This window comes from Corynebacterium sp. HMSC074C11 (genome assembly GCF_001809455.1).
Lineage (GTDB): Bacteria > Actinomycetota > Actinomycetes > Mycobacteriales > Mycobacteriaceae > Corynebacterium > Corynebacterium amycolatum.
In genome coordinates this window covers 485,750-512,166 of the sequence record NZ_KV797740.1, presented here as the reverse complement: position 1 = coordinate 512,166, position 26,417 = coordinate 485,750, and the positions used below count along the sequence as shown (strand labels likewise).

Annotated in this window: 24 protein-coding genes and 5 tRNA genes; 13 read left to right on the top strand and 16 right to left on the bottom strand. The window is 57.9% G+C overall.

All coding sequences use genetic code 11. The features are described 5' to 3' along the window. Positions 1-11 precede the first annotated feature (11 nt). The 3 genes from HMPREF2614_RS10620 to HMPREF2614_RS10610 all read right to left on the bottom strand — a co-directional run bounded on the left by HMPREF2614_RS10620 (position 12) and on the right by HMPREF2614_RS10610 (position 2,237). Complete coding sequence (locus tag HMPREF2614_RS10620; RefSeq protein ID WP_016422302.1) at positions 12-584, bottom strand: ATP-dependent Clp protease proteolytic subunit; 573 nt, start codon at positions 582-584, stop codon at positions 12-14. Between the two features lie 140 nt (positions 585-724). Then, positions 725-2,188: a trigger factor gene (gene tig / locus HMPREF2614_RS10615; protein ID WP_141737472.1), complete on the bottom strand. Its 1,464-nt coding sequence runs from the start codon at positions 2,186-2,188 to the stop codon at positions 725-727. Further along, a tRNA-Pro gene (locus HMPREF2614_RS10610) sits at positions 2,161-2,237 on the bottom strand. Before HMPREF2614_RS10610 ends, tig begins: the two co-directional genes overlap by 28 nt. Before the next feature lie 562 nt (positions 2,238-2,799). Between HMPREF2614_RS10610 and HMPREF2614_RS10605 the strand changes: the two genes are divergently transcribed. The 3 genes from HMPREF2614_RS10605 to HMPREF2614_RS10595 all read left to right on the top strand — a co-directional run bounded on the left by HMPREF2614_RS10605 (position 2,800) and on the right by HMPREF2614_RS10595 (position 4,232). Beyond that, positions 2,800-2,874, top strand: a tRNA-Gly gene (locus tag HMPREF2614_RS10605). 110 nt (positions 2,875-2,984) lie between these two features. Beyond that, positions 2,985-3,218: a hypothetical protein gene (locus HMPREF2614_RS10600; RefSeq protein ID WP_038628093.1), complete on the top strand. Its 234-nt coding sequence runs from the start codon at positions 2,985-2,987 to the stop codon at positions 3,216-3,218. A 147-nt stretch (positions 3,219-3,365) separates the two neighbouring features. After that, positions 3,366-4,232 carry a hypothetical protein gene (locus HMPREF2614_RS10595; protein WP_038628090.1) on the top strand — a complete coding sequence of 289 codons (867 nt, stop codon included), beginning with the start codon at positions 3,366-3,368 and terminating at the stop codon, positions 4,230-4,232. Between the two features lie 16 nt (positions 4,233-4,248). Here HMPREF2614_RS10595 and HMPREF2614_RS10590 read toward each other — a convergent pair whose 3' ends face one another. Both HMPREF2614_RS10590 and HMPREF2614_RS10585 read right to left on the bottom strand, forming a co-directional pair. After that, positions 4,249-4,866: a DJ-1/PfpI family protein gene (locus HMPREF2614_RS10590; protein WP_038628087.1), complete on the bottom strand. Its 618-nt coding sequence runs from the start codon at positions 4,864-4,866 to the stop codon at positions 4,249-4,251. 102 nt (positions 4,867-4,968) lie between these two features. Next, positions 4,969-5,442: a ribose-5-phosphate isomerase gene (locus tag HMPREF2614_RS10585; protein ID WP_005511109.1), complete on the bottom strand. Its 474-nt coding sequence runs from the start codon at positions 5,440-5,442 to the stop codon at positions 4,969-4,971. A gap of 228 nt (positions 5,443-5,670) precedes the next feature. On the opposite strand from HMPREF2614_RS10585, the gene HMPREF2614_RS10580 reads away from it, so the two are divergent. Next, positions 5,671-6,876, top strand: a complete 1,206-nt coding sequence (locus tag HMPREF2614_RS10580) for a TIGR04053 family radical SAM/SPASM domain-containing protein (protein WP_038628085.1) — start codon at positions 5,671-5,673, stop codon at positions 6,874-6,876. A gap of 27 nt (positions 6,877-6,903) precedes the next feature. On the opposite strand, the gene HMPREF2614_RS10575 is transcribed toward HMPREF2614_RS10580, so the two are convergent. Beyond that, positions 6,904-7,548, bottom strand: coding sequence for a mycothiol-dependent nitroreductase Rv2466c family protein (locus HMPREF2614_RS10575; RefSeq protein WP_038628082.1), 645 nt, complete (start codon positions 7,546-7,548; stop codon positions 6,904-6,906). Positions 7,549-7,677: 129 nt separating this feature from the next. On the opposite strand from HMPREF2614_RS10575, the gene pepN reads away from it, so the two are divergent. Together pepN and HMPREF2614_RS10565 are read left to right on the top strand one after the other, a co-directional pair. Further along, the gene (gene pepN, locus HMPREF2614_RS10570; protein WP_038628079.1) at positions 7,678-10,380 is read left to right on the top strand and encodes an aminopeptidase N; all 2,703 of its coding nucleotides are present in this window, start codon (positions 7,678-7,680) and stop codon (positions 10,378-10,380) included. Between the two features lie 67 nt (positions 10,381-10,447). Beyond that, positions 10,448-10,846: a globin gene (locus tag HMPREF2614_RS10565; protein ID WP_038628076.1), complete on the top strand. Its 399-nt coding sequence runs from the start codon at positions 10,448-10,450 to the stop codon at positions 10,844-10,846. A 19-nt stretch (positions 10,847-10,865) separates the two neighbouring features. Here the strand turns inward: HMPREF2614_RS10565 and HMPREF2614_RS10560 are convergent, their stop codons facing one another. From HMPREF2614_RS10560 to HMPREF2614_RS10540, 5 genes are all read right to left on the bottom strand, one after another. After that, a complete protein-coding gene (locus HMPREF2614_RS10560) occupies positions 10,866-11,672 on the bottom strand; it encodes a DUF8185 domain-containing protein (protein WP_038628073.1) in 807 nt (268 codons plus the stop codon). 6 nt (positions 11,673-11,678) lie between these two features. Further along, positions 11,679-12,122, bottom strand: coding sequence for an acyl-CoA thioesterase (locus HMPREF2614_RS10555; RefSeq protein ID WP_016422286.1), 444 nt, complete (start codon positions 12,120-12,122; stop codon positions 11,679-11,681). A 136-nt stretch (positions 12,123-12,258) separates the two neighbouring features. Further along, positions 12,259-13,929 carry an energy-dependent translational throttle protein EttA gene (gene ettA / locus HMPREF2614_RS10550; protein WP_070560948.1) on the bottom strand — a complete coding sequence of 557 codons (1,671 nt, stop codon included), beginning with the start codon at positions 13,927-13,929 and terminating at the stop codon, positions 12,259-12,261. Positions 13,930-14,232: 303 nt separating this feature from the next. Then, positions 14,233-14,772: a single-stranded DNA-binding protein gene (locus tag HMPREF2614_RS10545; RefSeq protein WP_038628068.1), complete on the bottom strand. Its 540-nt coding sequence runs from the start codon at positions 14,770-14,772 to the stop codon at positions 14,233-14,235. Positions 14,773-15,005: 233 nt separating this feature from the next. After that, positions 15,006-17,153 (bottom strand): bifunctional copper resistance protein CopD/cytochrome c oxidase assembly protein, encoded by a 2,148-nt coding sequence (locus tag HMPREF2614_RS10540; protein WP_038628066.1) that lies wholly within the window; start codon positions 17,151-17,153, stop codon positions 15,006-15,008. 110 nt (positions 17,154-17,263) lie between these two features. Between HMPREF2614_RS10540 and HMPREF2614_RS10535 the strand changes: the two genes are divergently transcribed. Next, positions 17,264-17,336: transfer RNA gene (locus tag HMPREF2614_RS10535), tRNA-Arg, on the top strand. A 55-nt stretch (positions 17,337-17,391) separates the two neighbouring features. On the opposite strand, the gene HMPREF2614_RS10530 is transcribed toward HMPREF2614_RS10535, so the two are convergent. Then, a complete protein-coding gene (locus HMPREF2614_RS10530) occupies positions 17,392-18,036 on the bottom strand; it encodes a TetR/AcrR family transcriptional regulator (protein ID WP_038628064.1) in 645 nt (214 codons plus the stop codon). Between the two features lie 269 nt (positions 18,037-18,305). Here HMPREF2614_RS10530 and orn point away from each other — a divergent pair, with 269 nt between their 5' ends. After that, positions 18,306-18,959, top strand: coding sequence for an oligoribonuclease (orn, locus tag HMPREF2614_RS10525; protein WP_038628062.1), 654 nt, complete (start codon positions 18,306-18,308; stop codon positions 18,957-18,959). Between the two features lie 143 nt (positions 18,960-19,102). Further along, positions 19,103-19,178: transfer RNA gene (locus HMPREF2614_RS10520), tRNA-His, on the top strand. A gap of 146 nt (positions 19,179-19,324) precedes the next feature. On the opposite strand, the gene HMPREF2614_RS10515 is transcribed toward HMPREF2614_RS10520, so the two are convergent. After that, the gene (locus HMPREF2614_RS10515; RefSeq protein WP_038628059.1) at positions 19,325-20,119 is read right to left on the bottom strand and encodes an ABC transporter ATP-binding protein; all 795 of its coding nucleotides are present in this window, start codon (positions 20,117-20,119) and stop codon (positions 19,325-19,327) included. Positions 20,120-20,217: 98 nt separating this feature from the next. Then, the gene (locus HMPREF2614_RS10510) at positions 20,218-21,234 is read right to left on the bottom strand and encodes an FtsX-like permease family protein (RefSeq protein WP_052155632.1); all 1,017 of its coding nucleotides are present in this window, start codon (positions 21,232-21,234) and stop codon (positions 20,218-20,220) included. 149 nt (positions 21,235-21,383) lie between these two features. On the opposite strand from HMPREF2614_RS10510, the gene HMPREF2614_RS10505 reads away from it, so the two are divergent. Both HMPREF2614_RS10505 and HMPREF2614_RS10500 read left to right on the top strand, forming a co-directional pair. Continuing rightward, positions 21,384-22,589, top strand: coding sequence for a sensor histidine kinase (locus HMPREF2614_RS10505; protein ID WP_038628056.1), 1,206 nt, complete (start codon positions 21,384-21,386; stop codon positions 22,587-22,589). Between the two features lie 61 nt (positions 22,590-22,650). Further along, positions 22,651-23,334 carry a LuxR C-terminal-related transcriptional regulator gene (locus HMPREF2614_RS10500; RefSeq protein ID WP_038628053.1) on the top strand — a complete coding sequence of 228 codons (684 nt, stop codon included), beginning with the start codon at positions 22,651-22,653 and terminating at the stop codon, positions 23,332-23,334. Between the two features lie 54 nt (positions 23,335-23,388). Here HMPREF2614_RS10500 and HMPREF2614_RS10495 read toward each other — a convergent pair whose 3' ends face one another. After that, positions 23,389-24,558, bottom strand: coding sequence for a L,D-transpeptidase (locus tag HMPREF2614_RS10495; RefSeq protein ID WP_038628051.1), 1,170 nt, complete (start codon positions 24,556-24,558; stop codon positions 23,389-23,391). Between the two features lie 662 nt (positions 24,559-25,220). Between HMPREF2614_RS10495 and HMPREF2614_RS10490 the strand changes: the two genes are divergently transcribed. Then, positions 25,221-25,293 (top strand) — tRNA-Lys (locus HMPREF2614_RS10490). A 161-nt stretch (positions 25,294-25,454) separates the two neighbouring features. Here HMPREF2614_RS10490 and HMPREF2614_RS10485 read toward each other — a convergent pair. After that, positions 25,455-25,736, bottom strand: coding sequence for a DUF3618 domain-containing protein (locus HMPREF2614_RS10485; protein ID WP_038628049.1), 282 nt, complete (start codon positions 25,734-25,736; stop codon positions 25,455-25,457). 149 nt (positions 25,737-25,885) lie between these two features. On the opposite strand from HMPREF2614_RS10485, the gene bcp reads away from it, so the two are divergent. Continuing rightward, entirely contained in the window at positions 25,886-26,413 is a 528-nt protein-coding gene (gene bcp, locus HMPREF2614_RS10480; protein ID WP_038628046.1) for a thioredoxin-dependent thiol peroxidase, read from the top strand. Positions 26,414-26,417: the final 4 nt, after the last annotated feature.

Here is a 26,417-nt window from a genome sequence, read left to right as displayed (position 1 = left end):
ACTGTCCGCTTTTAGCGTGCGGTGTCCTTGAGAGCAGTCACGACGTGGTCAACCAGGCCGTATTCCTTAGCCTCAGCTGCGGTAAACCAGCGGTCGCGGTCCGAGTCTTCCTCAATGCGCTCGACCGGCTGACCGGTGTGCTGCGCAATCAGACGAGCCATCTCCTTCTTGGTGGCAGCGAACTGCTCAGCCTGAATGGTGATGTCGGATGCGGTACCGCCAATACCTGCAGATGGCTGGTGCATCATAATGCGGGCGTGCGGCAGTGCGTAACGCTTGCCCTTAGCACCTGCGGCGAGCAGGAACTGGCCCATGGAAGCTGCCAAGCCCATGCCGTAGGTAGCCACGTCGCACGGAACAAACTGCATGGTGTCGTAAATGGCCATGCCGGCGGTGACGGAGCCACCCGGGGAGTTAATGTACAGCGAGATATCCGCCTCCGGGTCCTCAGCTGCCAGGAGCAGCATCTGACCGCACAGCTTGTTGGCAATCTCGTCGTCGACCTGCTCACCCAGCCAAATAATGCGCTCCTTGAGCAGCTTGTCGAAAACTGTGTTCGTCGACATCTGGGCGTTATCGCTCATCTGTGTACTCCTTCTTCGTACGTGTGCGAGTTTGTCGTTCACTAGAGGGTAACGAAAAGGGCCGTCCCTTTGTTTCAGGAACGGCCCTTGTTCGCTATAAGCGTTGCAGCATAAGGAATGCGTCGCGCTAACGGCGGGGCTTACTCAGCCGAGTTGTCCTCAGCCTTGTCGGACTCAGCCTTCTCAGCCTCAGCTTCGACCTCACCGAAGTACTCGTTCAGATCGATTTCGTTGCCCTCGGTGTCCTTGGCGGAAGCCTTCAGGATCGAGGTGGCCAGAGCCTTGCCGCGGCGAACGTCTGCAAACAGGTTGCCGAGCTGGCCGGACTGCTGAATCTGCTGGATGAACTGGTTCGGGTCCATGCCGTAGGACTGAGCAGTGAACAGGATGTGGTCGGTGAGCTCCTGCTGGGAAACATCCGGCTGGATCTCTTCAGCCAGTGCGTCCAGGAACAGCTGGGTGCGGACAGCTTCCTCAGCGGACTTCTTGGAGTCCTCGTCGAACTGCTCGCGGGTGGTGCCCTGAGCCTCCAGCATGGAGTTCAGAACCTTCTCGTCGCCACCGAACTGACCCAGCAGCTGCTGCAGCTGGCCCTCGACCTGCTCCTTGACAACACCCTCCGGCAGAGCGATGGTGGTCTGCTCCATAGCGGCAGCCAAAACCTTGTCGCGAACCTGCTGAGCCTGCTCACCCTTCTTGGTGTTCTCGACCTGGCGGGCCAGGTCTTCCTTCAGCTCCTCGATGGTGTCGAACTCGGAAGCCATCTGAGCGAAGTCGTCGTCAGCTTCCGGCAGCTCGCGGACCTTAACGGACTGAACGGTAACGGTGACCTGAGCGTCCTCGCCCTCGTGCTCGCCAGCAACCAGCTTGGTGGTGAACTCCTTGGACTCGCCCTGGGACAGGCCGACAACAGCCTCGTCCAGGCCGTCGATCAGGTCGTCGGAGCCAACCTGGTAGGACAACCCCTCAGTGGAAGCCTCTTCCAGCTCTTCGCCGTCGATGGTGGCGGACAGGTCGATGGAGACGAAGTCGTCCTTCTCGACTGCGCGCTCGACGCCGGTCAGGGTGCCGAAGCGAGCGAGCAGGTTCTGCAGCTCAGCCTCAACAGCTTCCTCGTCGGCGACCAGCGGGTCAACCTCAACTGCGATGTCCTCGAACTTCGGCAGCTCAATCTCCGGGCGAACGTCAACCTCAGCGGTGAACTCAACGAGCTCGCCATCTTCCAGCTTGGTGATGTCAACCTCAGGCTGACCGATAACCTTCAGGTCCTCCTCGCGAACGACCTCGTCGTAGCGGGACGGAACCATGTCGTTGAGCACCTGCTCCAGGATTGGGCCGCGGCCGAAGCGGGCCTCAATCAGCTTTGCCGGTGCCTTGCCCTTACGGAAGCCCGGAATCTGGACCTGCTGAGCCAGTGCCTTGTAGGCGTTGTCGAACTCTGGCTTCAGCTCATCAAACGGGACCTCGACGGTAATCTTCACTCGGGTCTCATTGAGCTTCTCAACGGAAGACTTCACTGGTGCACTCTCCTGCAACTCGATGATTAATTCATAGACCACGGGAGTGCCCGTGATACTGGTCGGGGTAGCGGGATTTGAACCCACGGCCTTCCGCTCCCAAAGCGGACGCGCTACCAAGCTGCGCCATACCCCGTATGCGTCATTCGAAACCTAGCAGAAACCCCTTTGGAGCATCTGCACCGGGGCCCTCATAGTCGCGAAATCGCGTTTCCACAACGGACCCGTATAGATTTACCTGACGATTAATGAAATCACAAAACCACGCGTTTAACCAGGCTAATGCTCTGTCTGAAAACGCTTTACGACGCCATCGAGAGCCAACCTGCCAACTACTACTGGTTTCATGAAATCCATGCATATCACCGGGCGTTTGCATCACCTCGGCACTGCTTTTGGCGGCCTCGTTTACTGCAAACACTCCATTCGTCGGCCGACTCCCCAAAGAAGCCTCTCAAACGACTGCCCCTTTGTTGAGTCGTGTGACAGTGTAATCAACGGCTATACGCCTGTTTCACATACCCCACGTTGCTTTAGCTTCATTTTCTGTTTTTCCCGGCCACAGCCACTTTTCTTTAAAGCCTTCGAGAAAAACCTGGCATCGATTTTTGTATGTGCGCTTTAACGGGTTAATATGCCTTGTACCGAGACACGGTCTGATGGAGACGATTGAGTTTCTAAGCCGGATTTCTGTCTATGGGGATGTCGTATAGTGGCTAATACCTCAGCCTTCCAAGCTGAAGACGCGGGTTCGATTCCCGTCATCCCCTCCACGTAACCGGGAGCTTTGCTCCCGGTTTTTGTTTTTTCCAAGCTGATGCTCGGGGCCAGAAATTCTTCTGCCCTCTGTTCAGGATCCAGTGCCACAGGTACTCTGGGCACCATGAAGCCCACCATTATCGATGCCGATACTGGACACGAACTATGGACCGCGGTCGAATGCGCTGCTTTTTCCGGCACTGCACGTGGCACTTTCACCAGCTACGCTGGCCGCAAAAAGGCTCCTGAGCCCGTCGCGAAGCTTCATGGGTTGACCCTGTGGGATTCCGAAGAAGTTCGCGAATGGCACGCCAACCGGAGGAGCCGCACCCAGCACAACGATTCCACCGAGTCATAAAACCTGCCCAAAAGCCCATTCATTTCCTGGTTCCCGAGCTGCCTCTGTCGCACAGAGATGTCAGCTCGGGAACTTTTTGCGCTCTACATGCGTTGTTTCAAGTAATTACTAGCAATACTCGCAATTTCCTTTTTGGAGGCCTAGCCCATGGGGGCGTTAATCCTGATTGCTATCACCGTCGGCGGCGCAATTATCATCGCGTCGATGGCTCAAAACCGTTCTAACAGGGCCTTTGATGCCCGCCAGAACAATCAATTGGAAGACGCCGTCGCAGACGCCCGCCGATGGATTGAGCGGCTGGGCTCACAGGTACTGAACCTGGCTGGCACCGATTTGGCTTCCACGCAGGCTCTTGCTGACGCATCCGAGCGCTACAACGCCGCTTCCTCGCAGATTTCTACTGCACGCACCCCGGCACAGGCCCGGATGGCGCGCGAATCGGCGCTGGAAGGTCTGCACTACATCAATGCGGCTCGCGAAATTATGGGCTTGCCAGCGGGACCGACACTGCCGCCGCTGGAGGGCCAGAAGGCCGCTGGTTCTGTGACCGAAACCCGCACCATTGAGCACGAAGGCCACTCGGTTACCGCCTCGCCATACGCCACCCCGGAAACCCCGAACTACTACCCCGGTGGCCGTGTCGCTGGCCGTCCGGTTCCAGCCGGTTGGTACTCCGAGCCCTGGTGGAAGTCCGCACTCCGCACCGGTGTCTGGACCGCAGGCTCAATGCTGCTATTCTCTACCCTCTTCCACGGTATGGCCGGCGTTGCCTACGGCGCTGATGAGTTCGCCAGCGGCATGGGCACCGGCGCCGATGACTTCGGCGGCACCGAGGACTTTGGCGCCGAAGACTTCGGTGGAGATGACTTTGGCGGCGACTTCGGTGGCGGCGGTGCAGATGCCGGTGACGCAGGCGACGGTGGAGGTTTCTTCGACGGCCTCTTCGGTGGTGGCGACGGTGGCAGTGACGGTGGCGGATTCTTCGACGGCGGATTCGACGGCTTCGATATTTAGAAAAAGCCCGGCGCCGCTATTTCGCTAAATCCGCAAAAGGATCTACAGTGCCGTCTGTCTGGGGCCGATACTCAATTTTTCTGGCGGCGAATCGACCAGCTTCCTTGCCAAGGATGCTGCTAATTAAAGCAACAGCCATATCCATACCTGCTGCGACTCCTGATGAGCTCCAGCGATCTCCGTCTTCAACCCATCGAGCCGCTTTCACCCACGTCACTTCGTTTCCGAACGAGGTAGCCCAATCAAAAGCCAACTTATTACTAGTTGCCCGCTTTCCTTCAAGAAGCCCAGCCGCAGCAAGCAGTGCGGAACCTGTGCAAACCGATGCCACTAACCGCGCCCGGGATCCGAGGTTGTTGAGCCAGTCCAAAAACTCTGCATCCTCAACTAGTGTTCTACTCCCGGCTCCGCCAGGAACTAGAAGAATATCGACCGTTTCGAGGTCAGCGGCACAACGTGTGGCGATAACCTGCGCCCCCTGAGCGCTGGTTATCGGACCAGCAATGTTGGCGACATATTCGACCTCAATCTCTGGGACATGGCCAAAAAGGCCAACCGGTCCAAATACATCCAAGAGCTCGAACCCGGGGAATAGCACAACAGTTACTCGACGATGCGCTTCTGAAATTGTCATACGACAATTCATACTCCGCCTATACATAAAAATGGTCTGGTTCCAGAGTTTTCTGGAACCAGACCATTTTATTCCTATCAACAGATAGCGAACAACAACCCTTTAAGCCTCCGGCAGCTCCGGGGCAACGCCAGTCTTCTCGTACTCTGCGAGGATGTCAATGCGACGCTGGTGGCGCTCCTCCTCGCTCCACGGCTGGGAGACGAAAGCATCGACGATGGCCAGGGCTTCTTCCTCAGAGTGCATACGACCGCCAAGGCCAATCAGCTGAGCGTTGTTGTGCTCGCGGGCGAGCTTTGCGGTCTCCACCGACCAAGCCAGCGCACAACGAGCGCCCTTGACCTTGTTAGCGGCGATCTGCTCGCCGTTGCCGGAACCGCCGAGCACGATACCCAGGCTGCCCGGATCGGCGACGGTACGGGAAGCCGCCTCGATGCAGAATGCTGGGTAGTCATCTGCAGGGTCGTAGGTGTGAGCGCCGCAGTCTACGACGTCGTGGCCAGCCTTTTCCAGGTGGGCCTTAATCAGGTTCTTCATCTCAAAACCGGCGTGGTCTGCACCAAGGTAAATACGCATGGCAGCAAGTCTAGCGGTTCCCGCGGATTAAACGGTGTCTGCACCCGTTTTAGGTATTGCTTGACGACGTCTCCTGCGCAGCCGAATAGGGTGAAAAGTGACTGTATTTGCGTCTCAGCATGTCTTCGAAACCGGAAATTGGGTGCTTTTACCGTGTCTCCTGCGCCGCAAGCTCACTTCCAAGTCGATCCGGAAGCTCATGGCTCCCATGGGCATCATCACGCACCGGTGGTGCGAACGGTTCGGCATGACATCAACAAGAAGCCATTTATCGTCATTTGGGAGGTCACGCGGGCTTGTGGCCTAGTCTGCAAGCACTGCCGCGCTGATGCGCAACATGAGCCGCATCCGCACCAGCTTTCGACCACCGAGGGCAAGATGCTGCTAGAGACCCTGGCGTCGTATAGCAAGCCGAAGCCTCTTGTGGTGCTCACCGGCGGCGATCCTTTTGAGCGTGATGACCTGGAAGAATTGGTGCGATTTGGCACTGAGCGCGGCCTGAACATGTCGCTGTCGCCATCGGTGACACCGCGGCTGACGCCGGAGCGGATCAAGTCGTTGCGAGAGGCCGGTGGTAAGGCGATGTCAATGTCGCTCGATGGCGCGACTGCTAAGACGCATGACAAGTTCCGTGGTTTTTCGGGAACTTTTGAAAAGACGCTGGAGATGGCTCCGCACATCAACGAGGCCGGTTACCGACTGCAGATCAACTCGACCCTGACCAAGGGAAATATCCATGAGGCACCAGCGCTGCTGAAGACCGTCATGGAGATGCAAGCCAAGATGTGGTACGTCTTTTTCCTCGTCCCCACTGGTCGCGGTGCGGATTTGGGCGCTTTGTCGCCGGAGGAACGCGAGGATGTTCTGCACTGGTTGTCGGATGTGTCCAACCGAATTGCCATCAAGACGACGGAGGCGCCGCAGTATCGGCGCGTCGTTATGCAGCAGGAGGAGGCGATAGAAAAGGGGCTGCCACCCTATGAAGGCGGCGAGCTCTACCGCTACTTGACCGAGGAAACGACAAAGCTGCTCGGCGCTGTGCCGGAAAAGCCGCGCCGACCGCGCTCCCCGATGGCCGTCAATTCTGGTTCCGGTTTTGCCTTCATTGACCATATCGGCGATGTCTACCCCAATGGTTTCCTGCCGTTGCACTGCGGCAATGTGAAGGCCACACCATTCCAGGAAATCTATTCGAACTCGCCGGCTTTTAAGGCTCTCCGCGACCCGGACAATTGGCACGGCAAGTGCAGCGTCTGTGAATACCACAGCGTCTGTGGCGGATCCCGCTCGACGGCCTACGCGTTGACCGGGGATTACACGGCATCCGACCCGACCTGTATCTACATTCCGCCGCGGTGGGCTGCGATGAGCGAAGAAGAACGGCAGGCTTCCACCGGGCAGAATGCTGAAGCTGGGGCGGGTCAGCTCTCTTAGCCGCACGCCCCAGCTGCTACAGGTTTCTTAGTCGAAGCGCGGATCCTCAGTGCGAGAGCGCTTAATTTCGAAGAAATACGGGTAGCTGGCGACGGCAACCGAGCCGTCGAAAATCTTGCCGGCTTCTTCGCCGCGTGGGATACGGGTAAGCACCGGACCGAAGAAGGCAACGTCGTTGAGCTTGACCACCGGAGTGCCGACGTCGTTGCCGACCTCCTTCATGGCCTCTGCGTGGTTTTCACGCATGAGCTCATCAAACTCTGTGGTCAGAGCCTGGGCCAGACGCTCTTCCGGCAGGCCAACCTCTGCGAGGGTTTCCTTAATCAGCTCGTCGAATGCGTGCTCCGGCTCGTCGACATGCGCATGACGATCGATGCGGTTTTCGTTGTGAATCTTCGTGCCCAGCGCGGTGTAGAGCTTGTCGACGGCCTCCTGACCATCCTGGGAGAACACTGCATTAAACAGGCGTGCCGGGGTCCAGTTGCACTGCATCATGAACTTGTACTCTTCCGGCAGTTCGTCGCGGCCTTCATTGAGTACTGACAGGCTCATCGGCTTCCACTCGACCTCGATGTCGCGGACCTTTTCGACTTCCTTAATCCAGCGGGATGTCACCCAGCAAAACGGGCAGGAAACGTCGAAGTAGAAAGTGACCTTGTCTCGATTGCTCATGTGAAAGTCCTCCTAAATCATTGATTGACTTATCAACGACTATAGGGCGGAATTTTTCGGCTTGCATTCATGTTTTCCGCGCTCACTCAGAATCCTTCTCAAATCCGGGGTCGTGGTTACACTTGTCGCATGACTTCCACGAACCTAACCAGGACCGAGGCTGCCGACCGTGCGGCCATGCTCGAGGTGTCCCACTACGACATCTCTCTCGATCTCACCACCGCACCTGTCGGTGGGCCGCACAGCGCACCAACATTCGCTTCCAAGACCACAATTTCTCTGACGGCGAAGCGCGCTGGTTCCACCTTTATTGATCTGCGTGATGCGGTTGTTAAGAGTGTGACCATCGACGGCGTCGATGCCACGGAGGCTGCTCACTATGCCAGCGAGACCGGCATTAACCTGGACCTGACCGACGGTGACCACACCATCGTTATCGACGCGGACTGCCGTTACACCAACAACGGCCAGGGAATTCACCGCTTCCAGGATCCTGCCGACGGCGAAACATACCTGTACTCGCAGTTTGAAACTGCCGACGCCAAGCGCGTGTTCGCCTGCTTTGACCAGCCGGATTTGAAGGCGACGTATTCAATCCACGTCGTGGCACCGAAGGGCTGGAAGGTTATTTCCAACTCGGTGGCCAAGACCGGCGCCACCACCGATGTCCACGGCAATGAGGCCGATACCTTCGACTTCTCGGTGGATGTTCCCCTGTCGACGTATCTCATCGCAGTCTGTGCGGGCCCATGGTACGAGGTCGCTGACTCGTGGACCGGCACTGTCGCACCGCACCCGGAAACCCCTGCCGAACACCAGCCGGAGGGCGAGCTGACCATTCCACTGGGGCTCTACTGCCGCCAGTCCATCGCCGAGTACCTCGACGCTGACACTCTGTTCAAGGAGACCAAGGAGGGCTTCGACTTCTACGCCAAACATTTCGGCGAGCCCTACCCGTTCGGTAAGTACGACCAGATCTTCTGCCCGGAGTACAACATGGGCGCGATGGAAAACGCCGGCTGTGTGACCATCCGCGACGAGTACGTCTTCCGCTCCAAGCCCACCCATTACCTCTACGAACGCCGCAACGACACCATCCTGCATGAGATGGCTCACATGTGGTTCGGCGATCTGGTCACCATGCAGTGGTGGGATGACCTCTGGCTCAATGAGTCCTTCGCCACCTGGTCGGCCGCCGCCGCTCAGGTCGAGGTTTCCGATTACAGCCACGCTTGGACCACTTTCGCCAACGTCGAAAAGGCCTGGGCCTACAAGCAAGATCAGCTACCGTCGACGCACCCGATTGCCGCCGACGCCAGCGACATTGACACCGTCGAGCAGAACTTCGACGGCATCACCTACGCCAAGGGCGCGTCCACCCTCAAGCAGCTGGCCGCCTACGTTGGTCAGGATGCTTTCCTCGCCGGTGCTCGTATGCACTTTGCCCGTCACCGCTTTGGCAATGCCACCTTCGCGGACCTGCTGGACGCGCTCTCCGAGGCTTCCGGTCGCGATCTGTCTGGCTGGGCCGATCAGTGGCTGACCACCACCGGTATCACCACCCTGGCACCGGACTTCCGCCAGTCGGCCGGTAAGTACACCTCCTTCGCAGTCACACAGGAAGGTGCCGAGCCGGGTGCCGGAGAACTCCGCGATCACCGAATCGCCGTGGGTATCTACAACCTGCGCGGCACCGGATCGGATGCCGTACTCGAGCGCACCAAGCGCGTGGAAATCGACGTCCGTGGTGCACGCACCGAAGTCCCAGAGCTGGTCGACACTCCAGTCGGCGATGTCGTGCTGGTTAACGACGACGACCTCACCTACAGCATGATCCGCTTGGACGAAGGCTCGCTTGCCACCGTCATCGACAACATCGGCGCCTTCACCGATTCAATGGCACGCACACTGTGCTGGTCCGCGACCTGGCAGATGGTTCGCGCAGGCCAGATGCGCGCTCGCGACTTCGTCAACCTGGTGCTCCGCGGCATCCCGGGCGAGGACAAGCTCTCCGTCTTGGAGCGCGTCATCGCTCAGGCGGTCAGCGCCGTCAACGTCTACGCCGATCCACAGTGGGCTGATTCCACCGGCCGCGACCTGCTGGCTCAAGGCCTGTTGGACAACGCGAAGAAGGAAACCGACGCCGACCGCGCCCTGGTTTTCGTTAACGCTTTGACCACCGTGGGCTCGTCGAATAGCGACGTCGTTGACGCACTGCGCGCCATCTACGCTGGTGACGCAGACAAGGCTGGTTTCCCAGCTGTCGCGGTAGACACCGACATGCAGTGGCGCGCCCTGAAGGCGCTGGTTTCCGCCGGTCTCGAGGGCGAGGAAGCCATCGCAAAGCTTGAAAAGACCGACAACTCGGCACTAGGTGCGCAGGCCGCCATCGCCTGCCGCGCCTCTGTGCCGACGCTCGCCAACAAGTCCCGCGTCTGGGCAGAGGCGACGGTCTCCGGCAACGATGCCCCGTCGAACCTTGTCATTCGCCACTTGCTGGCCGGCTTCAACGCGCCGGGCTCGGGTGAGGTGCTCGCACAGGCGCTTGACGACGACTCCCGCGCCACCATCAACGCGGAGCAGTCGGCGACTTCGCTGTCGGAGCACTTCTTCGCCGTTGCCAACATCTGGTGGAAGCAGTTCTCCTCCGAGACGGCCCAGACTCTGCTCGAGGGCTTCTACCCCACCTGGGAGATCAGCGAGTCGGCAATTGCGGCCGCTCAGTGCTTGCTCGACAGCGATGAGACTGCGTCGCCGGTCAAGCGCATCATCTCTGAGCAGCAGTTCCTGGTGAAGCTCGCTCTTCGTGCCCGCGAGTTCGACGCGAAGTAGCAAGTGATTTCGACCGGCACTTTGGCCGTTATCGTTTTCGTGGCATCAAGTCGATAGACTTGGTGCCATGACAACTTCTCAGACGCTCTTTGACTCCGTCGGCGGCGAGGATGTCTTCAATCGCATCGTCCATGGCTTTTACACGCGTATGCGTTCCGATGACCTCATCGGCCCGATGTACCCCAGCGATGACTGGGAGGGCGCCGAGGATCGACTCCGCATGTTCCTCGTCCAGTACTGGGGCGGGCCGCGTTCGTACAGCGAACAGCGTGGTCATCCGCGCCTGCGCATGCGCCACATGCCGTTTTCCATCGGCGAAGCCGAACGCGACCGCTGGCTGGAGATCATGAGCGCCTCACTCGCAGACATTTCCGATGAAGAGCTCCCCCGCCCTCAACGCGAAGCCATGTGGAATCACATGGTGCAGGTCGCTGACATGCTCATCAACCGCTTCGACGCGCAGTAGGAATTATGCTCCTACCCCGCTAGTTCAGCAGCGGCAGCACGCCAAAGGACTCGAGCGTAAAGATCGAGCCAAACCGCCCATCCAGCCGGTGCCACCGTCCCTTCGTGGACACGCGCACCGGCTCTTTTTCATCCGGTTGCTCCGGAATGAAGCCCATCGCACACAGCGCAAACACATCCCGCATGGTCACGTCCACCACGCTTTTCGACGTCTCCTGCGACTGCCCCTCCCCTGAGTCAACAGTGGCTTCACCGGCCTCGCCGCTGACAGTAAGAACCTTCTGATCTAGCAGAGATGGCGGCATACCCATGGGGCCGGAAGATTCCACCGCGACCGCGCGCCCCTGCTTCTCGAGAGTCCGGAAAGCAGTGGCCGGAACATAGTCGACAACCTGCCATCCTTCCGGAACTGGCAAGAATCCCGGCCAGGAGGACGCCGACTGCGCATGCACCCGGTACGGCAGCGCGGTGAGCGAAGCTTCCTTGTCCTCCGCATCGTCGGATGATTTTGCCTGCGCGAAGGCACGCACTGCGATGTCTTTAATCTCCGCGGCAGTGACGATGATGTCGTCGGGAAGCGCATGTAGCGCAATTGTGCGCATGGCGAGCGGGCCGATCGGGGTCTTCACCCATACCTGTGACATTGCTGGCGCAGCGGTGGGCTCGGGCGAGGAACTGATACCGGCGACGGTGGTGGTCTTTCGTGCGCGGATGCGAAGCAATGTGTTCTCGTCGAGGGCGTAGGCCTTATGGGCTAGGACGCCCAGATTCTTCAGGGCATCGGGAGTGCCGAAGGTCAGCTCGGCAGCGGGATGAGAAGTGGTCACGGCGAATTACTTGTCCTGGTCTTCCTTGTTGTCCTCGATTGCGGGAGCTGCAAAACGCTCCAGTTCACGGCGTGCAGACGGGGAGAGCTCGACTGCCTTCGCAGTCTTGAGATCAAACATCACCATCACGGTTTCAAGCACAGCCACGATGTGATCATGCTGGTCGGAGATAGTCTGGCGGAGTGTGAAAGAGGTGCGACCGAAGTTGATGATCTCGGTCTCAACCACAACTTCCTGGGTGTCCGGCAAGATAGCGCGGACGTAGTCGATCTCCAGGCGACGCACCACTGCCGCAGGCATCCCTGCCCCGCCGCCGAGACCGCGCATAACAAAGTCCAGACGAGCCTGCTGGGCGTATTCCAGGAATGCGGTGTTGTTAGCGTGGCCGTACTGATCGAAATCAGACCAGCGGATAGCAACGTTGGTACGAAATGGTGCTGATTCAGTCATACCCAGAACTATAGGCGTTTTCTGGAGCTACGAGCCTGCAAATAACGCGAAAGCCCGGGACCTGTGCACTGGTGCGAGCCAGTCCACACTGTTCCGGGCTTTGCCGTTGGCAAAAATCAGATTCGCGGGAAACAGATTAGCGGGTCAGGCGACGGTGAGTGACACGCGACGGGCGCGCAGCCTCCTCGCCGTAACGCTCAATCTTGTTCTTCTCGTAGCCCTCGAAGTTGCCCTCGAACCAGAACCACTTGCCCTCTTCGAAGTTGCCTTCCCATGCGAGGATGTGGGTACAGGTGCGGTCCAGGAACCAACGGTCGTGAGAAATGACCACGGCACAGCCCGGGAAGTTCTGCAGTGCGTTTTCCAGCGAAGACAGGGTTTCGACGTCAAGGTCGTTAGTCGGCTCATCCAGGAGGATAAGGTTTCCGCCCTGCTTGAGGGTCAGCGCGAGGTTCAGACGGTTGCGCTCACCACCGGAGAGAACCTTCGACGGCTTCTGCTGGTCCGCGCCCTTGAAACCAAAGGCAGACAGGTACGCACGAGACGGCATCTCGTTCTGGCCGACCACGATGTAGTCGAGACCATCAGAGACAACCTCCCAGACGGTCTTTTCCGGATCGATACTTTCACGGCCCTGGTCAACGTAGCTGAGCTGAACAGTCTGCCCGACCTTGACCTCACCGGAATCCGGCTGCTCCAGCCCCACGATGGTCTTAAACAGGGTGGACTTACCCACACCGTTCGGGCCAATCACACCGACGATGCCGTTACGCGGCAGGGTGAACGACAGGTCCTTAATCAGGACGCGGCCATCAAAGCCCTTCTCCAGGTCCTTGACCTCAACAACCTGGTTACCCAGGCGCGGCGGGGTCGGAATCTGAATTTCTTCGAAGTCGAGCTTCTTGTACTGCTCGGCTTCCTCCACCATCTGCTCGTAGCGCTCCAGACGGGCCTTGTTCTTGGCCTGGCGAGCCTTCTGCCCCGAGCGGACCCACGCCAGCTCATCCTTCAGGCGCTTCTGCAGCTTGGCGTCCTTCTTACCTGCAACCTCAAGGCGCTCAGCCTTCTTCTCCAAGTAAGTCGAGTAATTGCCCTCGTACGGGTAGAGCTTGCCGCGGTCGACCTCACAAATCCAGCCAGCGACGTGATCCAGGAAGTAACGGTCGTGAGTCACGGCCAGGACAGCGCCCGGGTACTTAGCCAGGTGCTGCTCGAGCCACAGCACGGACTCGGCGTCCAGGTGGTTAGTGGGCTCGTCGAGAAGCAGCAGATCCGGCTCGGAGAGCAGCAGCTTAGCCAGTGCTACACGACGACGCTCACCACCGGAGAGGTGAGTAACCGGCTCATCTGCCGGCGGGCAGCGAAGCGCATCCATTGCCTGCTCAATCTTGGAATCCAGCTCCCAAGCATCAGCAGTGTCGAGCTCCTCCTGGAGCTTGCCCATTTCTTCCATGAGCTCGTCGGTGTAATTGGTGGCCATCTCCTCGGCGATGGCTTCAAAACGAGCCTTCTTCTCGAAGATGTCGCCGAGGCCCTCCTCGACGTTGCCGCGAACGGTCTTCTCCTCGTTCAGCGGAGGCTCCTGCAGCAGGATGCCAACAGTGGCGCCCGGCTCCAGGAAAGCTTCACCGTTACTCGGCTGATCCAGGCCAGCCATAATCTTCAGAATCGACGACTTACCTGCGCCGTTCGGACCGACCACGCCGATCTTTGCGCCCGGGTAAAACGCCATGGTGACGTTGTCGAGAATAACCTTATCGCCGTGCGCCTTGCGCACGTTTTTCATCTGGTAGATGAACTCACCCATGATGGAATTTCGTCCCCTCGTAAAAAGGAAATAAGCAATCCCTGTAGAGGTTACGCATAGGAACCAAAAGGCACAATCTACATGGGCGTACCCGCAATCCTTTCCCACCAAAGTCTCTGCCAGGCTACTAGCAAAACTAGCTGCGAGATAACGCTGCCGAATCGTATGCGATCCCTCCCCCTTTCTCAGCAGCGTCACCTCACATGCAGCAAATACCCCTCCCCTCTTTTAGCGGCACCCCCTTAATCCGCTCTAGAACGGCCAACTAACTCCTTGCCTGGAACTGGCCAACTAACTCCGTCACTAAAACGGCGCACTAGCTCCTGCACCAGCCATTTCTTGCTGCTCAGCACGAGCTGCACTTGTGTTCCCAGCCTCACTAGCGTCGCCAGCACCAGCGCTGAATGTACGCACTGTCTCGGTAACCGAGGCGTCCGATTCCCCAGCAGAAGCCTCACCAAGACCCGTCGGCGACTCATGCGGCTTCTCAGTCATAGTCTTGACCGTCGCCAGGTGACGACGCAGATTCGGCCCCACCGCCTTAGCAATGATCTTCTGGCGCTGATGCTTCGTACCATCATCGCCCTCCCAACGATCCGTACGAACGTGACCGTGGACAATAACGGCTTGGCCCTTCCACACCGTGTTATTCACGTTCTCGGCTAGTTTGCCCCAGCATTCAACATCAAAATATGACGTCTCCGACTGCTCCCAACCATTCTCCCCCTTCCATGACTTGCTGGATGCCACAGAAAACTTGCAGACCTTTGCCCCAGAATTGGTATTTCGATTTTCCACATGATGGACCACATTGCCCACCACGGTAATAACTGCCTCAGACATCGGGCTCCTCCCCCAAAAGAAAGCGTTTACCTACTGCGGCCGAATAATCCGAAGATGTCTCATTCGTGCCGTGCCAACTACTTTTCCGGCTCCGGGAGGCAAGCGAAAGAGGCAAACAAAAAGCCTGTGGATAATTTCGTCTAAAATACAACTATCCACAGGCTTCATATGAAGGTGAGGGGCGAGGTCGCAGCAATCCTCGTCGTCAAGCGAACGAAATCTGCTTAACGACGCTACCTTCCGCGCCTCTTCGAGGCATCAATCGGATTGTCCATGTGCACCGGATGCTGCGCGTCAACCTCTGAGGTGTAGTAGTCGCGCTCATCTTCGCCACCGACACCGACCTGCTGGCTCATGCGAGCGAGCATTTCGTTGTATGCAGCCAACTCCTCATCGTTGTTGCGGTCTGCGACACGGTCGTAGCGTGCTGCATCCTTCTCATCGGAACGTCGCCACTGCACAAACAGCGCAACGGTAACGATGTAGAGCGGAACCTCACCGGCAGCCCACGCGACGGCACCGCCGACATTCTGATCTTCCAAGAGATTGACTGCCCACGGGAGATCAAGGCTGGCGTAGTAGGTCTCGGCGAGCACCTGCTGCGACTGCATTAGCGAAATACCGAACCAAGCGTGGAACGGTAGCGACCCCATCAGCGTGACCAGTTTGACCGACGGCGCAATCTGCTGCGGTGCGGCATCGACACCAATAATGACCCAGTAGAAGATGTAACCCGAGATCAGGAAGTGGATGTTCATGAACACGTGACCTGCGTGCTCATCGGCCAGGAAGTCGTAAATCGGTGTCATGTAGAGCAGGTAGAAACCTGCAACGAACTGCACCGTCGCCACCACCGGGTGCGTGAGGAAACGCGACACCGGGTTGTTGATGAAGACCACCAGCCACTCACGAATACCCGGCAGACCATCACGTCCAGCCGGCTTCAGCGCACGCAACGCCAGCGTGACCGGACCACCCAGCACCAGCATGACCGGAATGCCCATCGAGTAAAGCATGTGGGCAATCATGTGCACAGAGAACAGAGCCGGCATGTACACACCCAGTGCGCTGCACGAAGTAAACAGCAAAGTTGCGCAACCGCCGAGCCACCACAGAGTGTTGGACAGCGGCCAGGTACCGCCGCGCTTCTTCAGCAAGTAGAGCCAATACAGGTAAATCCATGCGGCGATAATCGCGGCAGAGCCGAAGAAAATGTCAAAGCGCCACTGCGTGAACATGGCCTCCCAGCCGAATGGGATCTCCAGGTTGTAGCCGAGCTTGACCTGCATCTGCGTAATGGACGGCAGGCCCTCACCACCGGCCTGCTCAGAGAAATTCGGTGGCGGCGGAGTACGGCCGAGGGCCACGGCAACGCCAATCGTGAGCGCCATAATGATGACCTCAACAATGGCCAGTCGCCAGAACGGGCGATTCGACTGGGCACGCTCAATCTCCGGGATGGTGATCTTGCGGTGCACATAGCCACACAGGCCCAGCAAGATGGTGAGCACCGCCTTGACCAGCACCATGATGCCGTAGTTATTGCTGACCAGGTCAGACCAGTCAATATTGATGGCTGCGTTAATGAAGCCAGAGGCAGACATTGCAATGAATGCAACCAACGCCACGAAGGAGTAGCGCTTCACGACCTCTGGCATCCACTCACCACGACGACGCGCGTGGCCAACCAACGCCATCAAACCGCCGACCCAAAACACAGTGAAAGTCAAGTGCCAGATGTAGGAGTTGGTGCCGTAGTCATGCGCACCACCGGAGGCGTTGTGGCTCACAACAGCCAGCGGCATCATCGACACCAAGCTGATGGCGAAGAACACCGGCTGCCAAATCCATTTACGAGTCAGCGATGAGCCGAGCGCCACAATGCCCGCAAAAATAGCTACCCACAGCCACGCCAAGCCCTCCTTGGTCTGCTCCAAAGACACAGCCCAGTTACTCAGCTGAATCGTCGTTGACAGCGGCTGGCCCGACACATCGGAGAGAACCAGCGGAATCTCCATCAGCGCCATGAGACCCCAGCCGAGCATGGCCCACATACCCGTACGGGATGCCGTGTAGCCGTCGAGGCCCAAAGTGCCGTCGGCACGCTGCTTCGTACCGAAAGCAGCGAGCATAAACGAGCCGACACCGAGACAAGCGAGCAACTCACCGGTCGCCTTGGCGAACGGAAACCCGAAGGTAGTGATTGTGCCCGGATCAGGAATGCCCAACGTGGCGCGCGAATCCATGTTGAACGCCATCGAGAGCAAACCAGCTAGAACGCCGCCGATAAGCACAAAAACAACGTACCAACCAGCAGATTTACGGACTTTCTTATCCTTGCTAACAGGCGGAGAGGTCTCGGCCTTGGTCGTGGCAGTCATAGCCCTAAGCTTAGCGACCAAATTCCCTAGAGCAGAACCGGTAACACCACTGGGATTAGAACCGGTTGTGATTGGCTGTGCCAGAGACGCTACAATGCTTTTCTTAGCTGGCCTCCATAGCTCAGTGGACAGAGCAGTCGGCTTCTACCCGATTGGTCGAGGGTTCGAATCCTTCTGGGGGCGCAAAAATAACCCGCCTGGCCTGGTTTTATACCAGCATCAGGCGGGTTTTTACCTTTTAGTCCTTCTTGTTATCCGCGGGATCCGGACGCAAGTAGCGGTCAACCATGTCGACAACCTCTTCGACAGATTTCTTGTCTAGCGCAGCATCCTTTCCATCCGGACGCCACACCAGCACCATCGTCTGAATCAGACGGTAAATGTTGCGTGCCAACTGATATGGGTCGTGCTCGCGAATAGTGCCATCTTCCTGCCCGTGACGGACACCGGGGAGAATGAACTTCTCCACAATCTCCAGCTGAGTGTCGCTCATCTCTCCAGTGAGCGCTTCTAAGACGCGGTCGGGATCTGTCTTGACCAGGCCAGGGAAAAAGTCACTTTCGATGATGCGTTGAACGACGATTCGAATACGCAGCAACATACGAGCGCGTGAATCGCCAGGGACATAACGGAGCCCCTCAAGCATGTGCAGGATTTCGCGGTTGGTCACTTCCGCGAGAAGCTCGCCAATATCGGCGTAACGGCGATATACAGTCGGCCGCGAAACCCCTGCCTTGCGAGCAATTTCTGCAATCGAAGTCCTACGAAAGCCCACAGTCATTACGCTCTCACGAGCAGCGGCAATGATGACATCATCGACGGATGGTTTCTGTGCCGCGGTGTTGCTTTGAGCAGCGTCGCCAACACGGCTCGTCTCATCCATGTAACTATTTCTCCCGTTGGAATCCGAATTCAGAAGTAATTTTATCAGGCAAATAGGTCGATTTAGTTCATGCCCCGTTGTCCAATTCTAAAACCTCACTTTCCAGTTAATTTCGTTTCCCCACAATCCGCCTCAAAATCGGCACGCTAAACCACATCACAATCCACATCGCTAAGCTGGGCGTAGTCAACACGCGCCCCGCAGCCCAGTCCGGGCACAAAATAAGGCGCACTGCAGAAACATGCCGAATCTCAGCGAAAGGTGAAATCATGGCTCAGCCCAATCCCGATCTCCAGCTCTCCCCTGAGCTCGACCGGATTGTGTGGATTGACTGCGAGATGACAGGCCTCGAGCCCGAGCGCCACGTCATTGTCGAAATCGCGGCTCTCGTCACCGATGCCAACCTCAACGTGCTTGGAGAAGGTGTGGACATCGTCGTGCACGCGTCCGAGACTGAATTGGCACAGATGGACGATTTCGTCACCAAGATGCATGCAAAGTCCGGCCTGGATCAGGAAATACGCGCAAGCAAGACAAATGTCGCCGACGCCGAACAAGCTGTTCTGGACTACATCCACCAGTGGGTTCCCGAGCCCCGCACCGCTCCGCTGGCAGGAAACTCGATTGCTTCCGACCGCAAGTTCATCCACCGCTACATGCCAGAGCTCGATCAGCACCTGCACTACCGCATGATTGATGTCTCTTCCTTCAAGGAACTGGCCCGCCGTTGGTACCCCCAGGTTCTCAAGGGCGCTCCAGAAAAGGGTCTCGCTCACCGAGCTCTCGCAGATATCAAGGAGTCGATCCGCGAGCTGGACTACTACCGCCGCGCCATGCTTCTGCCCCACCCTGGCCCCGATGCCGACGCTGTTTCCGCCGCAAGCAAGGAATCCACAGAAAAGTACGGTGAAATTCGCGGCTAGCTCGCTTTACGACGGCCCCAAACCCTAACCCTCTCCAATTTTATCCGGGTTGACCTGCTGTTTTTGTTTCCAGCCCACTGTGGGCTACCATATAGTTCGCTGCAGAGATGAACTGAGAAAACAGCTCATTTAATGCGGTAATGGTGACTGTAGTTCAGTTGGTAGAGCACCAGGTTGTGATCCTGGGTGTCGCGGGTTCGAGTCCCGTCAGTCACCCCAAGTAGAACCCTCGGCCAGGATTTTTCCTGGCCGAGGGTTTTTGTGTGTCCGCCTACCACGCGGGTCTCGGGTTAATAGACAAAGTGTGTCCACCCAGCGTGTCGCCGGGATGGGTCCTTTTGCTACTTATCCCCCCCCCACAGTCACTACCGAGTAGCTACCAAACCTGCATCCGATACCTGCAGTTTGCCGTCGATCATCTCCACGATCCGGTCGGCACCGTGGAGCTGCCCCAGGTCGTGGGTGATGTACAGGGTGGCCACACCCATCTTCCGCGTCACATCCATAATCAGTTGCGTCACGGCCCCTGCGCTCTTCTGATCCAAGGCCGCGGTCGGCTCGTCGACTAGCAGCACTTCCGGCTCATTCATCAGTGCGCGCGCAACATTGACACGTGCCTGCTGACCACCGGAAAGCTGGTTCACGCGACGGTTTCCCAGCCCCGCCAGGCCGACTGCCTCGAGTAGCTCATCGGCGCGCTTCTCCGCTTCACGACGGCCACCCGCGAGCCAACCGAAGACGCGGCCCAGCCGCCGCATTGCGATGAGCTGCTGCTTAACCGTTAAGGCTGGTAGAAGATTCGGCTGCTGGAAGACGATACCGATATGTTCGCGACGAACCTTGGCAGCATCCGCGCCGCGAGCGCTCAGGTCAATGGCCGTCCTTTCCGCACTCTCGTCCGCGCCTGCACCGTTCGACTCCTGCTTGGTGGAGTACAGAGTGACGTGTCCGGAGTCGGCGCTCTTCAAGCAACCGGCAATGGTCAGCAACGTTGACTTACCAGAACCCGATGGGCCGACCAATCCAACGACCTCGCCAGCGCGAATCTTCAGCGAGATGTCATCCAAAAGAGTGCGCTTGTTTTCACCGTCCTGGACAGTCAACGAGATGTTTTTGAGCGCCAGTGCCACGGGAGCTTTGTTGTCGATGTAGGTAGTCATGTTGTCCTCAATTCCTCAGTTGCGTGATGTGCAGAGTGTGCAGGGCGTGCAGGTTGTACGGGATGTTTTTGGCGGAAAGTCGTTTTCTCAGATTGCCACTATGCGTTCGCCAGTGCGGTGGTCGGATCGACGCGAAATACCGGCACCAGTGCCAGCAGCGCACCAACTACGCCGGTCACAGCGAGAACGAGCCCCGGCACGACGGTCGTGGAAGCATCGACCACAATCGGCATGACGTTGGCGCTCTGCAGAGCCCAGCCCGCCGCTGCAGTCACCGCCACGCCGCCGCCGACTCCGATTGCTAGCACGGCCAGGACCTGTGCCAGAGAGTCAGCCACCAGCACGGAGCGGGACGCACCGAGCGCCGAGGAAATGGCCACACCACGGAGTCGCTGAACGGTCCACACGGTGAAAAATGCGCCTACTACCAGCGCGGAGATGACATACAGCATCGAGGTCATCGCGTTGAGCGAAGTCTGCTCGCCCTGGTAGGAAGCCGACAGGTTGTTGCGCTCGCCGTCGCGCAGAATGGTTCCTTCCGGGACATTCGGCAGCTGCGCCGCAGACTCGTCGACAACCATCGCCGCCGGCACCATCTGCCCCGGCGTCAGGTCTTCCATCACACCGCGCCCGGCATAAATGACTGCTTGATGGTCCAGCCACTTATCCCCCACCAGTCGTGCAACCGTGGCCTTATAATCGCCCATCGCGCCAGACAGGGTCAGCGAGTCACCTTCCGCAATGGCGGTTTCACTAACGCCGTCGGTGACGGCCACCTGGTCGTCGTTAAGCGAAAAATCGGAGATGACGGTGACGGGCGTTTCATCGACTCGTGCACGGCTGACGTAGACATCGCGGATGGCGGCGTTATTATCGTTCGCCCACGTTTGGATGCCCTTTCGCACTGTCTCGCCCATGCTTGACGACGACAACGACGTGGCCCCCTCAGCGACGACGACGGCATCGTTTTTGCCGTAGACCTCGTCAAGTGCGGAAACGGACTGGGAGGACAGGCCGGCAGCCAAAGCCGAGAGGAACACGACCATCACAGCAATCATGCCAACGGTGATGGTGATTAGTGCCGCACGGCCTGGAGCGGCCCGAAGTTCTTTCATTGACTGGTACATACTCATTATGGTCGTGGATTCAAAGGAGGATTTAATCGCCAGGGAGGTTGAACTTCGTCTCCAACTTTCGGTTGATGTTGACAATTCCGGCTCGTCAGCGGTGTTTTGGCAGGTGGAACTGTCCTAAGCTCGAGGGCGTGGATACTCCTGAGACCCTGAACCGCAACTGGCAATTACTGCGGTTTGCCCTGGATGTTTTGGTGCTGGTGCTGCTAGCGGTATGCGTGGTTCCGGACCCGCAGTGGCGAATCATCACCTATGCGGTGTGTTTTCTAGCGGTGTACATAGCAGGTTCGGTCGGGCCGATTGGTCGGGCTCGGCATGGCAACGTAGCCAACGAGGTCGCACTGACTAAACCGCACGGCCTACTACTGGGCTGGCTTGTGATCCTGCTGCTGTGCTGGGCTGCGTTGGCGTTTGCAACGCTGGACGCCTCGTTCCTGATTTTCCCACTGTTTTTCGTAATTTTGCAGGTCACTGGCGGCCTTACGGCTGTAATCATGGTGGCGGCGACAACAGCGACGGCAATCGGCGCTATCGCCGTCCACACTCCCCTGACTTTTGGTGGGGTCCTCGGTCCTATCCTCGGCGGGACATTTGTGCTCACGGTGGGGCTGGGGTTTCGGCTGCTGCAGAAGGAGACTATCGAAAAGACCAAGGCGCTGGAGGAGCTCTCGGCTGCCCGCGCCCACTCGGAAGCACTGTCCCGTCGTGCCGGTGAGCTGAACGAACGCGCACGCCTCGCAGCCGACATTCATGACACCGTGGCGCAGGGGCTTTCCTCCATCCAGCTGCTGCTGCATTCGGTGGAGTCTCGCATGAAAAGTGCTCCCACTCAGCATGACCAGGCCTCGGTGGATTCGCTGCAGCTCGCTCGCAAGGTCGCGGCCGACAACCTCGCCGAAACTCGGCGCATTATCGCAGCACTTCAGCCGGCTCCTCTCGAAGGGGCTGACCTATCCGGTGCGTTGGAGAAAGTCTGCTCCTCCACGGTGCTGGGCGATGCTGTCAGCTTCTGCGTTGACGGCACACCCACGCGACTGCCGGCCACCGTCGAAGCCACAATTATCAGGGTGGCCCAGGCGAGCTTGGCGAACGTCGTCAAGCATGCACACGCCACGCGCTGTCGCGTCACTCTGACCTATCAGCCCGACGAGGTTCTGCTCGACTGCGTCGACAACGGCATCGGCTTCGACCCCACCGCACCAACCAACGACGACAGCGTGGGTATCGCCAACGCGCGCCGACGCGTGGAAAAGCTCGGCGGCACCTTCACAATCGAGTCGGAACCTGGGCGCGGCTGCGGTGTCAGCGTCAGCATCCCGCACGAGCTCGCCTCTTAAAGTCCCGCGCCTGGTATGCAGGTAGGAAACGACCATTCACATCACCCGAGGAGATAGCCAGGTGACCAAGCCCATCGGAGTCCTCATCGCCGACGATCATCCCATCGTGCGCGCTGGTCTTCGCGCCGTCGTTGAATCGGCGCCGGATATCGTCGTGGTTGGCGAGGCTGCCAGCGGTGACGACGCGGTCGAGAAGGTGCGCGCATCGCTTGACGACGACTCTTGCGACCACATCGATCTGGTACTCATGGATCTTCGCTTTGGCGAGGCCCCTGGCACCGCTTCCCGCGCAGGCGGAGTTGATGCCACTGCAGCCATCCGCGCACTCGCCGGGCGCGGCGTGAAGGCTCCGGAGGTGTTGGTGGTGACCAACTATTCTTCGGACTCCGATGTCCTCGGCGCTGTCACCGCTGGCGCAGTTGGTTATCTGCTGAAGGATGCCGCTCCGGAAGAACTCATCGATGGCATCCGTCGCGCCGTTCGCGGCGAGACCGTGCTGAACACGCAGGTTGCCGGGCGCTTGATGGGGCGGATGCGCAATCCCAATACGGCACTAACCCCGCGCGAACTCGAGGTGCTCGAGTTGGTCGCGCGGGGTATGTCGAATAGAAAAATTGCAGAGCAGCTGGTGCTCACTGAAGCGACTGTGAAGTCGCATCTGGTGCATATTTTCACCAAGCTAGACGTCAGCTCCCGCACCGCGGCTGTTGCTCGGGCGCAGGAGCTGGGAATGTTGGATGAATAGTAAGCGGTCTAACCCGTGTGACTTAAGTGATGGCCTCACTTAGAGGACAGGGGGTTACCAAGAGCTGGTCTCGTCGGCGTTGCCCTTCTTCCAGGTCTCCCACGGGATGTTCCAGTCACCTAGTCCATCAACACCGGAGAGCGTCTCGCCAACCGTATTCTTCACAACCACGATGTCACCGCGCTTAGTGTTGTCCAGGAACCACTTAGCGTTGGCGTCAGTGACGTTGATGCAGCCGTGAGACTGGTTGACGCTGCCCTGTGCCCATGTTGACCACGGTGCACCGTGGACGTAGATACCGGAGTAAGACATCTGCGTTGCGTAGTTAACCGGCGTGACGTAGCCACCGTTATCCAGAGACAGGCCGTAAGTACGGGAGTCCATCACCATAGTCTCGTTGCGATCACCGATGATGTACTGGCCATTCGGAGTCGGGTGAACATTAGACCCCATAGAGATAGGCATGGAGTTTACGACTTCACCGTTCTTCTTAATGACCATGGTCTTCGTCGCATCATCAGCGATAGCGATGACTTCATCACCGATGGTGAAGCTGGTTTCGGCGGACTCCGCACCGTACATGTCGTCACCGAGATCCGTGCCATAAATGTCGGACTTCACGGTAACCTTGGTACCCGGCTTCCAGTACTCCTTTGGACGCCAGCGCACCTCGCTATTATTCAGCCAGTAGAAAGCGCCTTCCACCTTAGGCTCGGTGGTCACCTTGATTGCTTCCTCAGCGGCCTTGCGGTCCGAAATACTCGCGCTGAACTTCACGGCAATAGTCTGACCGACACCCACGGTGGAACCATCCAGTGGGGACAGGTAGCCATTTACCTGAGAAGTCGGCTCAATAGTGGTGAAAGAAGTAGCCAGCTTTTCTGTGCCTGAGGTGGCGTTAATCTCATAGGTCTTTGAGTAGCCCAGGGGTTCTGCAGTGGTCCACTTGGTACCACTGGAGTCGAGCTTGCCCTTTACCTCTTTGCCCTCAGGGTTGGTCATAACAACCTTGTCCAGGCGATGCCCCTCTTCCACCTGAACCGAAATCGGGTCAACCACCGAAACATCGGTGGCATCGTCCTTCACACTGGCGACAAGACCAACGTCCGACTTCTCCGCCTCTTGCTGCTCGGCATTATCGCCGCCGACGGTACAAGCAGCTAGCGAAATGGTGGCCGCAAATGTCACCACCGCCGTCGACAGGCGCTTAAAAGATTGCCGCATGATCGTGCTTCACTCCAACAGTGCAATTATTAAGTAGTAAGTCCCGGGGACACACTGTGACACACAGCGGAGTCCTGCTACAGCCCCTGGTGCGCCCTCGAAAAAGGTCAGACTACCCTGCAACGGCACTAGCCGCCGATAAAACGCCCGCCCTAGCTGAAAAAGCCGTAATGACTGCCCGATCGCAGTTTTCAACTCTTCACAGGGCGCAGCACGCAAAGTAGCCCAACGGTTCCTACAGTTAACCCTCTGGAAAAATGCTGTGCAACCCCCAAAAACCGGGGCACTTCAACCGACCTGGGAAAACGATGCACCTTTGAGGCTGCGTTACCGAAAAGTAATCAGTTCGCTATTCAAAAGTGCCACCGGACGTTACCGGACGTTACTAAACACCGCCGAACGTCACCGAACGTACCTACGGCATCAATGCACGCTCCCGGCGTTGATGACCTTGATACAACCCCACCCCACTTTGAGGATTTTCAAACTTTTTTTGAACTTTTTTCAAACGGTTGCGCAAAACCCTTCAAAAAACATGCAAAAACGTCAGCTCAAAAACAGCACCTGACCAGCCGATTTTACAAACAATCAGAAACCTGGTTATATATCTTCTCGTTGCCGGGGAGGAGCTCACACAGAGAGCACCAAGCAGGAAACAGTAAGCGCCATTAGCTCAACTGGCAGAGCAGCTGACTCTTAATCAGCGGGTTCGGGGTTCGAGTCCCTGATGGCGCACGATACAGACCGGGAAGGTAGAAATACCTTCCCGGTCTTTTTGTTGCATAACAAGCGCAGTCGCCAACTTGTGCCCCACGCCTGACTCAAAAAGGGATTAGATACGCAAAAGCGCACGACCCCAGGTAACCACCCGAAGCACGTGCGCTAATTACTGAAAACTACTTAGCAGCAGTCTCAATCATCTCGCGAATGCGGTCGATTTCCTTGCTGCGATTGCGGTTACGACGAATGCCCATTGCGATGCCGCCAACAACGAGTGCGGCAACGACACCCAGTGCTGCCTGCACCTTAGGCTCATTCAGAGCATCGAAAACACGGGTCTTTGCGTCATCCGCAACGTTCTTCGGATTCGTTCGCACGGTTAGCTCATCCAGAGTACGGGCGAGCTGGTTACGGTTACGCTCAATATCGCGCTGGATATCTTCAATGCTGCGAGCCACGTAAACTCCCTAAAAAGTTGAATATCTAAAGTGATTGTTCGCCTAAAAGACTAACACTTCCGCTACAGCAACGTGGGCGAGCACGGGAAAAACTCAATGCATTGCTTCAGAGTCGCCACGCACCGCTCCAGAGTCGATACGATTAAGCCATGACTACTTCTTCCTCCAGCGACAAAGAATACGGCCAGAACAACATCCGATTGGAAGCTGGCGATCCTGCCCCGGCGTTTACTCTTCTCAACGACGCCGACGAGCAGGTTTCTCTGTCGGACTACGCGGGCAAGCCAGTGCTGATTTACTTCTACCCGCGGGCCAACACCCCAGGCTGCACCACTGAGGCATGCGACTTCCGCGATGAATCCGCAGCCCTGAACGATGCCGGCATTCCTGTTGTAGGTATTTCTCCGGACAAGCCGGCAAAACTCGCAAACTTCCGTGAGGACCACGGCTTGAACTTCACCCTCCTGTCCGATCCGGACAAAGAAACTATGACCGCGTTCGGCGCTTTCGGCGAGAAGAAGAACTACGGCAAGGTTGTCCAGGGCGTCATCCGCTCGACTTTCCTGGTTAATGCCGAAGGAGAAATTGAAAAGGCCTGGTACAACGTTCGTGCCAAGGGGCACGTCCAGCGAGTACTGCGTGATTTGGGCGTGGAATCACAGGCTTCCGACAGCTAGCTTG

Excerpts from the sequence above, each read along its gene's own strand:
- HMPREF2614_RS10620 (WP_016422302.1), bottom strand. The coding sequence starts at position 584 with ATGAGCGATAACGCCCAGATGTCGACGAACACAGTTTTCGACAAGCTG.
- HMPREF2614_RS10600 (WP_038628093.1), top strand. The coding sequence starts at position 2,985 with ATGAAGCCCACCATTATCGATGCCGATACTGGACACGAACTATGGACC.
- HMPREF2614_RS10595 (WP_038628090.1), top strand. The coding sequence starts at position 3,366 with ATGGGGGCGTTAATCCTGATTGCTATCACCGTCGGCGGCGCAATTATC.
- HMPREF2614_RS10590 (WP_038628087.1), bottom strand. The coding sequence starts at position 4,866 with ATGACAATTTCAGAAGCGCATCGTCGAGTAACTGTTGTGCTATTCCCC.
- HMPREF2614_RS10585 (WP_005511109.1), bottom strand. The coding sequence starts at position 5,442 with ATGCGTATTTACCTTGGTGCAGACCACGCCGGTTTTGAGATGAAGAAC.
- HMPREF2614_RS10575 (WP_038628082.1), bottom strand. The coding sequence starts at position 7,548 with ATGAGCAATCGAGACAAGGTCACTTTCTACTTCGACGTTTCCTGCCCG.
- pepN (WP_038628079.1), top strand. The coding sequence starts at position 7,678 with ATGACTTCCACGAACCTAACCAGGACCGAGGCTGCCGACCGTGCGGCC.
- HMPREF2614_RS10565 (WP_038628076.1), top strand. The coding sequence starts at position 10,448 with ATGACAACTTCTCAGACGCTCTTTGACTCCGTCGGCGGCGAGGATGTC.
- HMPREF2614_RS10555 (WP_016422286.1), bottom strand. The coding sequence starts at position 12,122 with ATGACTGAATCAGCACCATTTCGTACCAACGTTGCTATCCGCTGGTCT.
- ettA (WP_070560948.1), bottom strand. The coding sequence starts at position 13,929 with ATGGGTGAGTTCATCTACCAGATGAAAAACGTGCGCAAGGCGCACGGC.
- HMPREF2614_RS10545 (WP_038628068.1), bottom strand. The coding sequence starts at position 14,772 with ATGTCTGAGGCAGTTATTACCGTGGTGGGCAATGTGGTCCATCATGTG.
- HMPREF2614_RS10540 (WP_038628066.1), bottom strand. The coding sequence starts at position 17,153 with ATGACTGCCACGACCAAGGCCGAGACCTCTCCGCCTGTTAGCAAGGAT.
- HMPREF2614_RS10530 (WP_038628064.1), bottom strand. The coding sequence starts at position 18,036 with ATGGATGAGACGAGCCGTGTTGGCGACGCTGCTCAAAGCAACACCGCG.
- orn (WP_038628062.1), top strand. The coding sequence starts at position 18,306 with ATGGCTCAGCCCAATCCCGATCTCCAGCTCTCCCCTGAGCTCGACCGG.
- HMPREF2614_RS10515 (WP_038628059.1), bottom strand. The coding sequence starts at position 20,119 with ATGACTACCTACATCGACAACAAAGCTCCCGTGGCACTGGCGCTCAAA.
- HMPREF2614_RS10510 (WP_052155632.1), bottom strand. The coding sequence starts at position 21,234 with ATGAAAGAACTTCGGGCCGCTCCAGGCCGTGCGGCACTAATCACCATC.
- HMPREF2614_RS10495 (WP_038628051.1), bottom strand. The coding sequence starts at position 24,558 with ATGCGGCAATCTTTTAAGCGCCTGTCGACGGCGGTGGTGACATTTGCG.
- bcp (WP_038628046.1), top strand. The coding sequence starts at position 25,886 with ATGACTACTTCTTCCTCCAGCGACAAAGAATACGGCCAGAACAACATC.